Annotated in this window: 9 protein-coding genes and 1 pseudogene; 8 read left to right on the top strand and 2 right to left on the bottom strand. The window is 72.5% G+C overall.

Features of this window, described 5'->3' with window-relative positions:
- Window positions 1–139 precede the first annotated feature (139 nt).
- The gene (locus JNW91_RS23665) at window positions 140–952 is read left to right on the top strand and encodes a DUF3097 domain-containing protein (protein WP_203177631.1); all 813 of its coding nucleotides are present in this window, start codon (window positions 140–142) and stop codon (window positions 950–952) included.
- A gap of 145 nt (window positions 953–1,097) precedes the next feature.
- Here the strand turns inward: JNW91_RS23665 and JNW91_RS23660 are convergent, their stop codons facing one another.
- Window positions 1,098–2,411, bottom strand: coding sequence for a serine hydrolase domain-containing protein (locus JNW91_RS23660; RefSeq protein ID WP_203177629.1), 1,314 nt, complete (start codon window positions 2,409–2,411; stop codon window positions 1,098–1,100).
- A 119-nt stretch (window positions 2,412–2,530) separates the two neighbouring features.
- On the opposite strand from JNW91_RS23660, the gene JNW91_RS23655 reads away from it, so the two are divergent.
- The 4 genes from JNW91_RS23655 to JNW91_RS23640 all read left to right on the top strand — a co-directional run bounded on the left by JNW91_RS23655 (window position 2,531) and on the right by JNW91_RS23640 (window position 7,439).
- Window positions 2,531–3,004 (top strand): NfeD family protein, encoded by a 474-nt coding sequence (locus tag JNW91_RS23655; protein ID WP_203177628.1) that lies wholly within the window; start codon window positions 2,531–2,533, stop codon window positions 3,002–3,004.
- A 5-nt stretch (window positions 3,005–3,009) separates the two neighbouring features.
- Window positions 3,010–4,116 carry an SPFH domain-containing protein gene (locus JNW91_RS23650; RefSeq protein ID WP_203177627.1) on the top strand — a complete coding sequence of 369 codons (1,107 nt, stop codon included), beginning with the start codon at window positions 3,010–3,012 and terminating at the stop codon, window positions 4,114–4,116.
- 151 nt (window positions 4,117–4,267) lie between these two features.
- Window positions 4,268–5,035: a hypothetical protein gene (locus JNW91_RS23645; protein ID WP_203177626.1), complete on the top strand. Its 768-nt coding sequence runs from the start codon at window positions 4,268–4,270 to the stop codon at window positions 5,033–5,035.
- Between the two features lie 208 nt (window positions 5,036–5,243).
- Entirely contained in the window at window positions 5,244–7,439 is a 2,196-nt protein-coding gene (locus tag JNW91_RS23640) for a transglycosylase domain-containing protein (RefSeq protein WP_238425579.1), read from the top strand.
- A 5-nt stretch (window positions 7,440–7,444) separates the two neighbouring features.
- On the opposite strand, the gene JNW91_RS23635 is transcribed toward JNW91_RS23640, so the two are convergent.
- A complete protein-coding gene (locus tag JNW91_RS23635) occupies window positions 7,445–9,334 on the bottom strand; it encodes a thiamine pyrophosphate-requiring protein (RefSeq protein WP_238425578.1) in 1,890 nt (629 codons plus the stop codon).
- On the opposite strand from JNW91_RS23635, the gene JNW91_RS23630 reads away from it, so the two are divergent.
- The 3 genes and pseudogenes from JNW91_RS23630 to JNW91_RS23620 form a co-directional block, all read left to right on the top strand.
- Window positions 9,319–10,224, top strand: coding sequence for a TrmH family RNA methyltransferase (locus tag JNW91_RS23630; protein ID WP_238425577.1), 906 nt, complete (start codon window positions 9,319–9,321; stop codon window positions 10,222–10,224). The two genes, JNW91_RS23635 and JNW91_RS23630, sit on opposite strands and share 16 nt — an antisense overlap.
- 28 nt (window positions 10,225–10,252) lie before the next feature.
- Window positions 10,253–11,703: pseudogene (argG, locus tag JNW91_RS23625) on the top strand (argininosuccinate synthase).
- 68 nt (window positions 11,704–11,771) lie between these two features.
- Window positions 11,772–13,598, top strand: a 1,827-nt coding sequence (locus JNW91_RS23620) for a PucR family transcriptional regulator (protein ID WP_456085418.1), incomplete at its 3' end; no start/stop codon positions are given.

Genomic DNA, 13,598 nt, shown 5'->3' with positions numbered 1-13,598 from the left:
CGAGGAGGAGGCCCGACTGGTGCGCGAGCAGCTCGACGAGGTCAACAAGCGCCTCGCCGACGCGGGCGTGCGCCAGATCGACCCGGCCGATCCGGTCGCGGGTGGGGTTTGTGGTGGTGGGGGAGTTAGCGTTTCCGGCATGGCGGGGCGATACGGCGAGGACGTGTTGGCGGGGGACTGGCGGCGGCGGAAGGTCACCCCGGAGGTGGACGCCGAACCCGACCTCGTGGTCGAGGACGCCGACTCCGGGTTCTGCGGTGCGGTGGTCGGCTTCGAGGCCGGCGCGGTGGTCCTGGAGGACCGGCACGGTCGACGGCGCAACTTCCCGCTGCTCCCCGCGGCGTTCCTGCTCGACGGTCGCCCGGTCACCCTGCGCCGTCCCGCCCGCGCGCCCGTGCCGGCGGCCCGTCGGCGTACGGCGTCCGGCTCGGTGGCGGTGGACAACGTCCGGGCCCAGGTGGCCAAGGCGAGCCGGATCTGGGTGGAGGGCATCCACGACGCCGCGCTGGTGGAGCGGATCTGGGGCGACGACCTGCGGATCGAGGGCGTGGTCGTGGAGCCGCTGGACGGTATCGACGCCCTCGACGCCGACGTCCGCGACTTCGGCCCCGCCCCGACCCGGCGGCTCGGCGTGCTCGTCGACCACCTGGTGCCGGGCAGCAAGGAGAGCCGCATCGTGGCCCGCGTGACCTCCCCGTACGTGCTGGTGACCGGCCATCCCTACGTGGACGTCTGGCAGGCGGTCAAGCCGACGGCGCTGGGCATCGCGGCGTGGCCGGTCGTGCCGCCGGGGCGACCGTGGAAGGAGGGGGTCTGTGCCGCCCTCGGCGTGGCCGAGCCGGCCGACATGTGGCGGCACATCCTGTCCCGGGTGAACAGCTTCGCCGACGTGGAAACTCCCCTGATCAACGCCATGGAACGCCTCATCGACTTCGTCACCGAGCCGGCCTGACCCGGCGTACGCCAAGATCCCCCGCAGTTTCCCTGATGTTGCTGCCTCGTCGCGCTCGTCGGAGGCAGCAACATCAGGGATGTTGCGCGGATCTTGGACCGTTGGCGGGCGGGAGGATGGGCAGCGGCGTCGTGCGGCGCGCGTCTCAGGGCTCCTGGTCGGGGGTGCGGGTGTAGACGAAGGTGGCGATGTCCAGCGCGATCGCCCGGCCCTGTTCGTCGCGGTGCACGGTCAGGATCTCGCCGTCCTGCCCGCCGGCCCGACCCCGCCAGCGGTCCGGGCCCTCGGCGACGAAGCGGAGGGTCGGCGCGCCGACCGGCCCGGCGCGCAGGTCACCGTCGGCGTCCGCGGACACCTCGATGGAGGTGCCCATCCACCACCAGCGGCCGGTCAGCTCGGCCAGCTCGGCGGGCGGCGGGGCGGCGGCCGGCCGCCACGGGATGACCGGCGCGGGCTCGGCGTCGAGCACCAGGGTGAGCAGATCCCGTCCGAGCGCGCCGAGGCCCCTGCCCCGCATGGTGTACGAGTTGACCAGGCCGACCACGGCGGTGCGGCTGGGTCGGTGCACGGCCAGCGAGGCGCCGTAGCCGGGCATCGAGCCGCCGTGCCCGACGTACACCCGGTCGCCTTCCCGGAAGAGTTCCAGCCCGAGGCCGTGCCCGTGGGTCCACGCCTCCAGGTCGCTGATCACCACGGGGGAGCACATCTCGGTGAGCGTCGTGGCGGCCAGCACCGACGGGTCGGGGTCGGCGAGGAAGGCCGCCCACCGGCCCAGGTCCTCGATCGTCGACCAGAGCTGCCCGGCCGGGGCCATCGCGCCGGTGTCGGTGCGCGGCTCCTCGCGCAGGGTGTCGTGCCAGGGGTGTACGACGTAGCCGCGGGCGAACGGCTCGGTCGCGGCGTAGGTGGTGCGGCGCATGCCCAGCGGGGCGAGGATCCGCTCGTCGAGCAGGTCGACCCAGGGCAAACCGGTGAGCCGTTCGAGCACCCCGCCGAGCAGCCCGTACGCCAGGTTGGAGTAGTGGTACGTGGCGTGCGGCGGGTAGGCGATCTTGTCGGCGGTCAGCCCGGCGAGCAGATTGCCCAGGTCGACGCCCGCGGTCCGCTCCCACCAGGCGCCCTCGGGTTCGCGCTGGATGCCACTGGCGTGCCCGAGGAGTTGGCGCAGGGTGAGCGCGCCGACGCCGGCGTCCGGCAGGTGCTTTTCCAGCGGGTCGTCGACGGCGAGCCGGCCGGCGTCGCGCAACTGCATGATCAGGGTTGCGGTCATCGTCTTGCTGATCGAGCCCAGCCGGTACTGCAGGTCGGCGTCCGGGCGGGGGTGTTCGCCGGCGGCGGCCAGGTGCGCCAGCGTTCCGTCGCGGACCACGCCCAGCACCAGCGAGGGGGCGTGACCGTCGGCCTGCGCCTGGGCGACCCGGGTGTTGATCTGTCGGATGGTCTCGGGCAGCAGGGGCAAGGGGGGTCTCCTCGGATTGCGTGCTGATTCGTGGTGTTTTGGCCGTCGGGGCAGGCTCCGCCGAGCCTACTGATCTTCCCGGGGCGGTCGCGCGTGCGTTTGCGTGTCACGCTGGGGGTGTGGACGCCGTGGTGTGGATCGTGTTGGGTGTGGTATTGGCGGTCGCCGAGATCTTCACGACGACGCTTTTTCTGATCATGTTCGGTGCCGGTGCGTTCGCCGCCGCGGGTGCCGCCGCGCTGGGCGCGCCGGTGGCCGTGCAGGCGCTGGTCTTCGCGGTGGTGTCGGCGTTGAGCCTGGTGGTGGTCCGCCCGGTCATCCGGCGGCACAGCCGTTCCGCGCTGGACAGCGGCGAGCAGCCGTTCGGGGTGGAGGCGATCGAGGGCTCCACGGCGTTGGTGCTGGAACAGGTGGACGCCGAGCACGGCCTCGTCAAGATCGACGGGGAGCTGTGGAGCGCCCGGTCGTACGACACGACGCAGGTCTACGACCCTGGTCAACGGGTTCGGGTGATAAAGGTCCGGGGCGCGACCGCCCTGGTGTGGCAGGACGATGTTTCTTCCGCCGGCGAGCTGCCGGAAGCGAGAGGGTGAACGGGATGACGTTAATCGGGGTGCTGGTGATCGCCGTGGCGCTGATCGCCGTGGTGACGCTGGCCAAGGCGGTGCGGATCGTGCCGCAGCAACGCCAGGACGTGGTGGAACGGCTCGGCAAGTACAAGCGCACCCTCAGCCCCGGCCTCAACCTGCTGGTGCCGTTCATCGACGCGGTCCGCACCAAGGTCGACATGCGGGAGCAGGTCGTCAGCTTCCCGCCGCAGCCGGTGATCACCTCGGACAACCTGGTGGTCTCGATCGACACGGTCCTCTACTTCAAGGTGGTCGACGCGGTCCGGGCGACCTACGAGATCAGCAGCTTCCTTCAGGCCATCGAGCAGCTCACCGTCACGACGCTGCGTAACGTGATCGGCTCGTTGGACCTGGAGCGGGCGTTGACGAGTCGGGACGAGATCAACCGGCACCTCTCCGGGGTGCTGGACGAGACCACCGGCCGTTGGGGCATCAAGGTCACCCGGGTGGAGATCAAGGCGATCGAGCCGCCGGCCAGCATCCGCGACTCGATGGAGAAGCAGATGCGCGCCGAGCGGGATCGCCGCGCGGCGATCCTGACCGCCGAGGGGCACAAGCAGTCGCAGATCCTCACGGCCGAGGGTGAGAAGCAGTCCGCGGTGCTGCGGGCCGACGGTGACCGGCAGGCGCGGATCCTCCAGGCCGAGGGTCAGGCGAAGGCGATCCGGACGGTCTTCGACGCGATCCACCAGGCGAACCCGAGCCAGAAGGTGCTCGCCTACCAGTACCTGCAGGCCCTGCCGCAGATCGCCCAGGGCAGCGCCAACAAGGTCTGGATCGTCCCGGCCGAGCTGACCAAGGCCCTGGAGGGGATGGGTGGCGCGCTCGGTGGGCTGAGCCAGATGGTGGGGGATCTTCCCGCACCGGAGGCGGCCGACCACGCGAGCCAGGTCGAGCGCGAGGCCGCGGAGGCGGCGCAGGCCGCGGCGGCCGCCGCCCAGCAGATCCACGACGAGGTACGCGTTGCCGAGGCGCAGGCCACCGGCGGCAAGGGTCCGCAGGGTCTGCCCGCCCCGGAACCGGTCTCCCCGGACAGCCTGGTCAACGACCCGACCGATCAGCGCGAGCGCGGCTGATCCCGGCGCCGGCCGCCCGGCCGGCTAAATGCGAGAAAGACTCATGGGGCGCTCCGACGCCTGCCACGATCGGTCCTAGGACGGGTGGTGACCAGGCAATCGGGGCGCCCCGGCGCGTCGGTGCACCGCTCGACGACGAGCGAGGTGACGAATGAAGGATCCGGCGAATCGGATGTGGTCCTCGGCCCCCGTGCCCGGCGCGCACGACCCGGTCGCCCCGTTGGGCTCCCGGCGCAGCGGTGGCGGGTTCGGCGTACTGCCCTTCGTCGGTGAACCGACCCCTGCCGGCCCGGCGACGAACGCCAGTTGGGCCTGGTCGGTGCGTCGGTTCGCGCGGGCCGCGGTGTGGCTGCTGCCCGCGTACGCCATCCTGTACGGCGCGGTGGCGATGGCCAGCGACGGAGGGGTCGGCAACGACCCCTATCCCGCCGACGGTCGGCCGCTGTACCTGATCGGCTGGGTGGCCGCGGTCTGGCTCGGCCTGCTCGCGCTGCTGGCGCTCACCGGGCTGTTGGCCGCGACCCGCAGCCGTCGGGTGGCCGCCGCCGGGCTGCTGGTCAGCATCGCCGGCACCGTGCTGATGCTGCCGTTCGCCGGGCTCGCCGAGCAGACGCCGGTATTCGGCACGACCGCGCGGTCGCTGGTGCTGCTCGGCGCGACGTTCTACAGCGTGGGCTGGTTCCTGACCGGGTGGGCGGTGGCCCGTTCGGGCGCGTTCAGCCTGGGCGACGGCGTCATGCTGATCATCGCGGCGCCGCTGCTCGGCCTCGGAGGAGCGCTGATCGGTTCGCTGCAGACGTTCGGCGCGATCTTCGTGCTGATCGCCGGCATCGGCATCGGCTACCGCTCCGGCCGCCTGATGCCCCGCGAAACCGCGCGGGACGCAGCCGCCGCCAGCCTCAGCACCCCAGCCCCCTGACCCCACCGGGGACTCCGCCGCCCCTCGGTCGGTTGATCATGAAGTTATTGCCCTCGGTGTCGGCGTGTCCTGGCAATACTTATGATCAGCCGGCGTGAGGCGCGGCCCGGGGCCGGGAATTGGCTGGTGGGGTGGGGGGTCGTGAAGTTGCTGACAATCGCGCGCTGCGGGTGGTCGGTTGGCCGTTTATGTGGCAATCCTGGGGAACATGGCCGCCCCCCGCTCGCCGCTGTCGCGGCTGTTCACCGTGCTGCTCGCCGGCTTGCTGGCCGGGCTCGCCCTGGCAGTCGCCGCGCTGCCGGGCAACCTGCTGGTCGGGTTCGCCGCCCGCTCGGCGCTCGGCACGTACGCCGCGTTGCCCGACGCGTTGCGCACCCCGGCCACCCCCCAGCGGTCCTACCTCTACGCCAACGACGGCAAGACGCTGATCACCACGTTCTACGACGTGAACCGCACCGACGTGGCGCTGGCGGACATCGCCCCGGTGATGCGGCAGGCGATCGTGGCGGCCGAGGACCGGCGCTTCTACGACCACGGTGGCGCTGACCTGCGCGGCCTGGCCCGGGCGTTGGTCGCCAACGTGAAGGGCGGCGGCACCGAGCAGGGCGGCTCGACGCTGACCATGCAGTACGTCCGAAACGTGCTCAAGACCGACCCGGCCCGCACCGCCGAGGAACGGGCCGCCGCCACCGACCCCACCGTCGGGCGCAAGCTCCAGGAGATCCGGTACGCGAGCGCGCTGGAGAAGAGCCTCGGCAAGGACGAGATCCTCGACCGGTACCTGAACATCGCCTACTTCGGCTCCGGCGCGTACGGGGTCGCGGCGGCCAGCCAGCGGTACTTCGGCAGGGCCCCGGCGCAGCTGACCCTCGCCGAGTCGGCCCTGCTCGCCGGCCTGGTGCAGTCCCCGGACGCGTACAGCCCCATCGACGGCGACAAGGACGAGGCGCTCAGCCGCCGGTCGTACGTGCTGGACTCCATGGTCGCCACCGGCGCGATCACCACCGTCCAGGCCGCCCAGGCGAAGTCGGAGCCGCTGACCCTGCACCCCACCGCGCAGCCCAACGGCTGCACCGCCGTGTCCCAGGGCCACGACGACTGGGGCTACTTCTGCGACTACCTGCGCCGCTGGTGGCTGACCCAACCGGCGTTCGGGGCCACCGTGCCGGAGCGTGAGCAGGCACTGCGCTCGGGCGGCTACACCGTGATCACCTCGCTGGACCCCCAGGTCCAGGCCACCGCGCAGCAGCAGGCCACCAAGGTCTACGGGTACGACAACGAGCGCGCCCTGCCGATCGCGGCCGTGCAGCCGGGCACCGGTCGGGTGCTGGCGATGGCGGTCAACCGGCACTACAGCCTCGCGGACAACCCGGCCGGTCAGGCGAACCATCCGAACACCGTCAACCCGTTGATCTCCGGTGGGGCCAGCGTCGACGGGTACCAGGCGGGCTCGACGTTCAAGCTGTTCACCATGCTCGCCGCGCTGGAGTCGGGCCGTACGCTCTCCACCGGTTTCGACGCGCCCGCCAAGCTGCCCACCCGCTACGCCGCGGAGGGCCCGGGCAGTTGTGACGGCCACTGGTGCCCGGCCAACGCCAACCCGGACTGGATGGACGGGTACCGGATGATGTGGGACGGCTTCGGCCGGTCGGTGAACACGTATTTCGTCTGGCTGGCCGAGCAGGTGGGTCAGGACAAGGTGGTGCAGATGGCGCAGCGGCTCGGCATTACGTTCCGCGCCGACTCGGACGCCGCGTTCGCCAGGGACAACGCCGCGAACTGGGGTTCGTTCACCCTGGGCGTGGCCGCCACCACCCCGCTGGACCTGGCCAACGCGTACGCCACGGTGGCCGCCGAGGGCACCTACTGCACGCCGCTGCCGGTGGTCTCGGTGACCGCCGCGAACGGCGCGAAGGTGCCGGTGGGGGAGCCGTCCTGCAAGCGGGTCCTCGACGCGGACGTGGCCCGTGCCGCGACCGACGCCGCCCGGTGTCCGGTGGGTCAGCAGTCGCCGTACGGGCAGTGCAACGGCGGCACCGCCACCGGTGTGAACGACATCCTCGACGGTCGACCGGTGGCCGGCAAGACGGGCAGCTCGGAGCAGAACGCCACCGAGACGTTCGTCGGCTTCACCCCGCAGGTCGCGGTGGCCGGCATCGCCGCCAACCCGGACGACCCGGCCGACTCGGTGGGGTCGGCGGTGCAGACCAAGGTGATCGACGCGGTCGCCCGGGTCATCGCCACCGCCGTGCGGGGGCAACCGGAGAAGGCGTTCGTCGCGCCCAGCCGCGAGCTGGCCGGCGAGCCCCGCCGCCCGGTCGAGCGGCCCGCCGTTTCGGAGCGTCGACAGCCCACCCAGGACCCCCGCTCGGCCCTGCAACGCTGGCTGGACCGCCGCGGCTGACGGTCTCAGCGTTCGCGGCGGCGGGGGCGGTAGCTGGCCAGGGTGGCTGGTAGGCCGCGGCGGATGATCCCGGCCCAGTCGGTGTCGCCGCGCAGCACCGCCGCCGCGGTCTTGCGGGCCTGCTCGGCGGTGAAGTGCGGCGGCAGCATCAGCTCGGCCGGGTCGACCAGCGCGTTGATCACCACCGGTCGGTCGGCGGTGAGCGCCCGCTCCCACACCCCCGGCACCTGCTCCGGCGAGTCGACCAGCTCACCGCGCAGCCCGAGGACCTCCGCCCACTGGTGGTAGGCGATGTCCGGCAGCTGCTGGCTGTCCGGGAACATCGGCGTCCCCTCCGTGGAACGCTGCTCCCAACTCACGAACGCCAGGTCGCGGTTGTTGAGCACCAGCACCACGAACCGTGGGTCGGCCCAGCTCCGCCAGTACTTCGCCACCGTGATCAGCTCGTTGACGCCGTTCATCTGCATGGCGCCGTCGCCGATCAGCGCGACCAGCGGTCGGTCCGGGTGGGCGAACTTCGCGCTCAACGCGTACGGCATGGCGCCGCCCATGGACAGCAGCGTGCCGGACAGGCTGGCCAGCATCCCGGGGCGGACCTGGATGTGCCGGGCGTACCAGGCGGTGGTGGTGCCGCAGTCCACGGCGAGCATCACGTCGTCGGGCAGCCGATCGCTGAGGGTACGGAAGAGCAACTGCGGGTTGACCGGGTCGGCGGCCTGCTCGGCCAGGTCGTGCTGGGCGCGATGCCACGCCGACGTGGCCTCGGCGATCTCCGCCCGCCAGGCGGTCGGCCCGGGACCGGGGCCCAGCTCGCGCAGCAACGCCCGAAGCGTGGGGCCCGCGTCGCCGGTCAGGTTCACCTCGGTCGGGTACCGCAGCCCGAGCTGGGTGCCGTCGAGGTCGACCTGCACGGCGCGGGCCTGCCCGGGCGGCGGGTAGAACTCCGAGTACGGCATGTTGCTGCCCACGATCAGCAGCCGGTCGCAGCCGCTCATCAGCTGCCAGCTCGGCCGGGTGCCGAGCAGCCCGATCGCCCCGGTCACCCACGGCTCGCGGTGGTCGACGGCGGTGAAGCCGAGCAGCGCGGTGGCCACCCCGGCGCCGAGCCGCTGGGCGATCTCACGAACCTCGTCGCGCGCGCCGAGCGCGCCCTGCCCGACCAGCATCGCCACCCGCTGGCCGTCGCGCAGCACCTCGGCGGCGCGGCGCAGGTCCGCCTCCGGTGGCACCGTCGGGGTGCTGCTCGGCGCGTTGCTGGTGTGGTAGTAGCCGTGCGCGTGCGGCGGGTCCGGAACGGCCGGCTCGTCCTGGAGGTCCAGGGGGAGGATCAGGGCGGTGACGGTACGCCGGGCCAGCGCCGTGCGGCACGCCCGGTCGACCAGGTGCTGGACCTGCGCCGGGTTGTCGAGTTGGGCCAGGAACGCCGCGGCCACGTCCTTGTACAGGGCGAGAAGGTCGACCTCCTGGTAGTAGCCGCCCCCCTCGGCGGTGGTCGCGGTGTGCCCGACCAGGGCGATCACCGGTTGGTGGTCGAGCTTCGCGTCGTACAGGCCGTTGAGCAGGTGGATGGCACCCGGCCCACTGGTCACCAGTGCGCAGCCCAGCGGGCCGCCGCCGTACTTGACGTGCGCGGAGGCGGCGAAGCCGGCGGTCTCCTCGTGGCGTACCTGGATGAACTGGGCCCGCTCCCCGGTGCGTTGCAGGGCCGAGGTGAGGCCGTTGATGCCGTCGCCGGGATAGCCGAAGTAACGGTGGACGCCCCAGCTGAACAGGCGGGAGACGATGTGGTCCGCGACGGTCGGGTGGCGGGGCAGCGTACCCGTCTCGTTCGGCGCGGTGCGGTCTGCGCTCACCTGGCTGGTTCCTTCCCGTCCGATCGATGCTCCGCCGGCCATTCCCCTTCTTCTCCGGACAAAACCCCCACTGGGCGGGCATCGGAGGGCGCGGCCCACCGGTCCGGCAGAATCGTCGAGTGCCCGTCCACCAGATCACCGACCCCGACGACGACCGGATCGCCGACTACCGCGCGCTCACCGACGTCGAGCTACGCACCCGCTGGGAACCTCCGCACGGCCTGTTCATCGCCGAGGGCGAGTTGGTGCTGCGCCGGGCGCTGCGCGCGGGCTACCCGGCCCGGTCGTACCTGGTCGACGCCAAGCGCGTCGACCAGCTCGCCGACCTGGACACCGGCGACGCGCCGGTCTACGCCGCGACACAGGACGTGCTGCAACGGGCCACCGGTTTCCACGTACACCGGGGGGTGCTGGCGTCGTTCCACCGCCGGCCGCTGCCGACGGCGGCCGAGGTGCTCGCCGCCGCGCGCCGGGTCCTGATCCTGGAGGACGTGAACAACCACACCAACCTCGGGGCGATCTTCCGAGGCGCCGCCGCGCTCGGCATCGACGCGGTGCTGCTGTCGCCGTCCTGCGCCGATCCGCTGTACCGGCGCAGCGTGCGGGTCAGCATGGGGGAGGTCTTCGCGATGCCGTACGCCAAGCTCGATCCCTGGCCCGCGGGCCTGGACCAGGTGCGGGAGGCGGGCTTCACCGTGCTCGCCATGACGCCGGCTCCGGACGCCGTACCGATCCAGCGGTTGACTCCGGCGCAGCGCGGGCGGGCGGCGCTGCTGCTCGGGGCCGAGGGGCCCGGCCTCACCGCGGCGGCCCAGTCCGCCAGCGACGTCCGGGTGGTCATCCCGATGCGACGCGGGGTGGACTCGTTGAACGTCGCCGCCGCCGCGGCGGTGGCGTTCTGGGAACTGGGTCGCGACGATCAGCTTGCATGACCATGCGTCTTGTTGAATAATCTTCCCCGTGTCCAAGGTTCTCACCTCCCTGCCCATCGGCGAACGTGTCGGCATCGCCTTCTCCGGCGGCCTCGACACCTCGGTCGCGTCGCGTGGATGCGCGACAAGGGCGCCGTCCCCTGCGCCTACACGGCCGACATCGGCCAGTACGACGAGCCCGACATCGCCTCGGTGCCCGGTCGTGCGCTCAGCTACGGCGCCGAGGTCGCCCGACTGGTCGACTGCCGCGCCGCCCTGGTCGAGGAGGGCCTGGCGGCGCTGACCTGCGGCGCCTTCCACATCCGCTCCGGCGGGCGGGCGTACTTCAACACCACGCCGCTGGGCCGGGCCGTGACCGGGACCCTGCTGGTCCGGGCGATGATCTCCGACGACGTCCAGATCTGGGGCGACGGCTCGACCTTCAAGGGCAACGACATCGAGCGGTTCTACCGGTACGGTCTGCTGGCCAACCCGCAGCTGCGCATCTACAAGCCGTGGCTCGACACCGCCTTCGTCAGCGAACTGGGTGGCCGTAAGGAAATGTCGGAGTGGCTGCTCGAACGCGGCCTGCCGTACCGGGACAGCACCGAGAAGGCATACTCCACCGATGCCAACATCTGGGGCGCCACCCACGAGGCGAAGACCCTGGAGCACCTCGACACCGGCATCGAGACGGTCAACCCGATCATGGGCGTCCGGTTCTGGGACCTGTCGGTGGAGATCCCGACCGAGGATGTCACGATCGGCTTCGACCAGGGTCGACCGGTGACGATCAACGGCAAGGAGTTCGGCAGCCCCGTCGACCTGGTGCTGGAGGCCAACGCCATCGGCGGCCGACACGGCCTGGGCATGTCGGACCAGATCGAGAACCGGATCATCGAGGCCAAGAGCCGGGGCATCTACGAGGCGCCCGGCATGGCGCTGCTGCACGCCGCGTACGAACGGCTGGTCAACGCCATCCACAACGAGGACACCCTGGCGAACTACCACAGCGAGGGCCGCCGCCTCGGCCGCCTCATGTACGAAGGCCGCTGGCTGGACCCCCAGGCGCTGATGCTGCGCGAGTCGTTGCAGCGCTGGGTCGGCACGGCGGTCACCGGCGAGGTGACGTTGCGGCTGCGCCGGGGCGAGGACTACTCGATCCTGGACACCACCGGCCCGGCGTTCAGCTACCACCCGGACAAGCTGTCGATGGAGCGTACCGAGGACTCGGCGTTCGGCCCGTCGGACCGGATCGGCCAGCTCACCATGCGCAACCTGGACATCGCCGACTCGCGGGCCAAGCTGGAGCAGTACGCCTCCCTCGGCATGGTCGGCGGCGCGGCTCCCCAGCGGATGATCGGCGCGGCGCAGGCAGCCTCCACCGGGCTGATCGGTGCGATGCCGGAGGGCGGCGCGGAGGCCATCGCCTCCCGGGGTGTCGCCTCCGCCGCCGACGAGGCACTCGACCGTGCCGCGATGGAGTTCGGCGTCGACTGACTCCCGCCCGCACCCGCGTCGCCGGCGGCAGGTCGAGTTCCGGCGTCACGGAGGGTAGCGTGTCGGCCGTGTTCCCTACCGTCCGTGAGGTCCTCGCCCTGGATCCGGTCCGCCACGGCGCGCCGCGCGTGGTCGCCGGAGACGCGGGGCTGGACCGGCTCGTCCGCTGGGTGCACGTCGCCGAGGTGCCCGACATCGCCACCCTGCTCGGCGGCGGCGAGCTGGTGCTCACCACCGGCATCGGGCTGCCGGGCGACGACGCGGGACTGCGCGCGTTCATCGGCGACCTCGCCGACGTCGGAGTCTCCGGGCTCGTCGTCGAGCTGGGCCGCCGGTACGTCAGCGGAGTACCCCGGGTGATGGTCGCCGCCGCCGAGCGGCGTGGCCTGCCCCTGGTGGAACTGCGCCGGGCCACGCCGTTCGTACGGATCACCGAGGCGGTGCACGCGCTGATCGTCGACGCGCAGCTCACCGAACTGCGCGCCACCGAGGAGATCCACCAGCGGTTCAACGACCTCTCCGTCGAGGGCGCCGACGCCGCCGAGGTGATCCGGCAGGCCGCCGAGCTGTCCGGCTGCCCCGTGGTCCTGGAGAACCTGTCCCGGCAGGTGCTCGGGTACGACCCGGCGGGCGAGAGCGCCGAGCTGCTGCTGGACGGCTGGGAGCAGCACTCCCGGCGGATCCGGCCGACCGGGCGGACCGCGTACGACCCGGACAGCGGCTGGCTGGTGACCGCCGTCGGCGCCCGGGGGCAGGACTGGGGTCGGCTGCTGCTGCGCTGGCCGGCCAGCGGTGACGTGCCCAGCGCCCAGGCCAGCGAGCCGAACGCCAGCCCGCCCACCCGGCTCACCATCCTGATCGAGCGGGCCGCGTCCACCCTCGCGCTGGGCCGGCTGATCCGCCGCGACGCCGAGGGGCTGGAACGGCAGATCCACCGCACCCTGCTCACCGCGCTGCTCGACCACTCCCGGCCGGTGGACGAGGTGGCGCTGCGCGCCAAGGCGCTCGGCGTGGTGCTCGACCGGCGACACCTGGTCGGCGTGATGGTCCGCCACCGCGCCGACGACCCCGCCGGGGAGACCGGCCCCGAGGCCGGTCAGGCCCGGCTGCGCGACCTGTCCGAGGCGGTCGGCCAGGCGCTGCGGGAGGCGAAGCTGACCGCGCTCACCAGCGCGGTCGACGACAACTCGGTCGGCGCCCTGCTGGCCCTACCGGACCCGGCCGCCGAGGACCGGGCGCTGTCCGCGTTCGCCAGCGCGCTACGTCGGGTACGCCTCGACGCCGGCACCGGCCGCGCGTCCGCCGGTGGCGATGGGCCCCGGTCGACGGCCGGGGCCGATCCGTCCCGGTCGGCGCTCGGTGTCGAGCCCGCTCGGGTGGCGGCCGGTGTCGATCCGTCTCGGGGCGGCGGCGCGGGTGCGGGTGCGGTGATCGTGGCCGCCGGGTCCGGGGTGGGGAGCCTGCGGGAGGCGCGACGGTCGCTGGTCGAGGCGCGGCAGATCGCCGAGGCTGCCCGCCGGGACCGGCGTGACCTGCCGATCTTCCGGCTGCCCCATGTCGGCCTGGCCGGACTGCTGCACCTGCTGCGCGACGAGCCCCGGTTGCAGACCTTCGTGGAACGCGAACTCGGCGCGCTCCTCGAGTACGACGCCCGGCACCCCCGGGAACGGCTGCTCGACACCCTGCGCGCGTACCTGGAGCAGGGGCGCAACAAGTCCGCCGGCGCCGCCGCCGCCCACCTGTCCCGACCGGCCTTCTACGAACGCCTGGCCCGCATCGCCCGCATCCTCGACGTGGACCTCGACTCGGTGGAGGCCTCCCTCTCCCTCCACGTAGCCCTACTAGCCCTAGAAGCAGTCCCGCACCCCCTAACCCCGCCCCCCCGTCTCCGCCGC

This window comes from Micromonospora parastrephiae, from assembly GCF_016802865.1.
Classification (GTDB): Bacteria; Actinomycetota; Actinomycetes; order Mycobacteriales; family Micromonosporaceae; genus Micromonospora; species Micromonospora parastrephiae.
Note: the sequence above shows the minus strand (reverse complement) of the source record. Positions and strands in the feature narration are given on the sequence as shown.

Bases quoted from the DNA above. Each gene is read 5' to 3' on its own strand.
- JNW91_RS23665 (WP_203177631.1), top strand. From the start codon at position 140: ATGGCGGGGCGATACGGCGAGGACGTGTTGGCGGGGGACTGGCGGCGG.
- JNW91_RS23650 (WP_203177627.1), top strand. From the start codon at position 3,010: ATGACGTTAATCGGGGTGCTGGTGATCGCCGTGGCGCTGATCGCCGTG.
- JNW91_RS23645 (WP_203177626.1), top strand. From the start codon at position 4,268: ATGAAGGATCCGGCGAATCGGATGTGGTCCTCGGCCCCCGTGCCCGGC.
- JNW91_RS23640 (WP_238425579.1), top strand. From the start codon at position 5,244: ATGGCCGCCCCCCGCTCGCCGCTGTCGCGGCTGTTCACCGTGCTGCTC.
- JNW91_RS23630 (WP_238425577.1), top strand. From the start codon at position 9,319: ATGCTCCGCCGGCCATTCCCCTTCTTCTCCGGACAAAACCCCCACTGG.
- JNW91_RS23635 (WP_238425578.1), bottom strand. From the start codon at position 9,334: ATGGCCGGCGGAGCATCGATCGGACGGGAAGGAACCAGCCAGGTGAGC.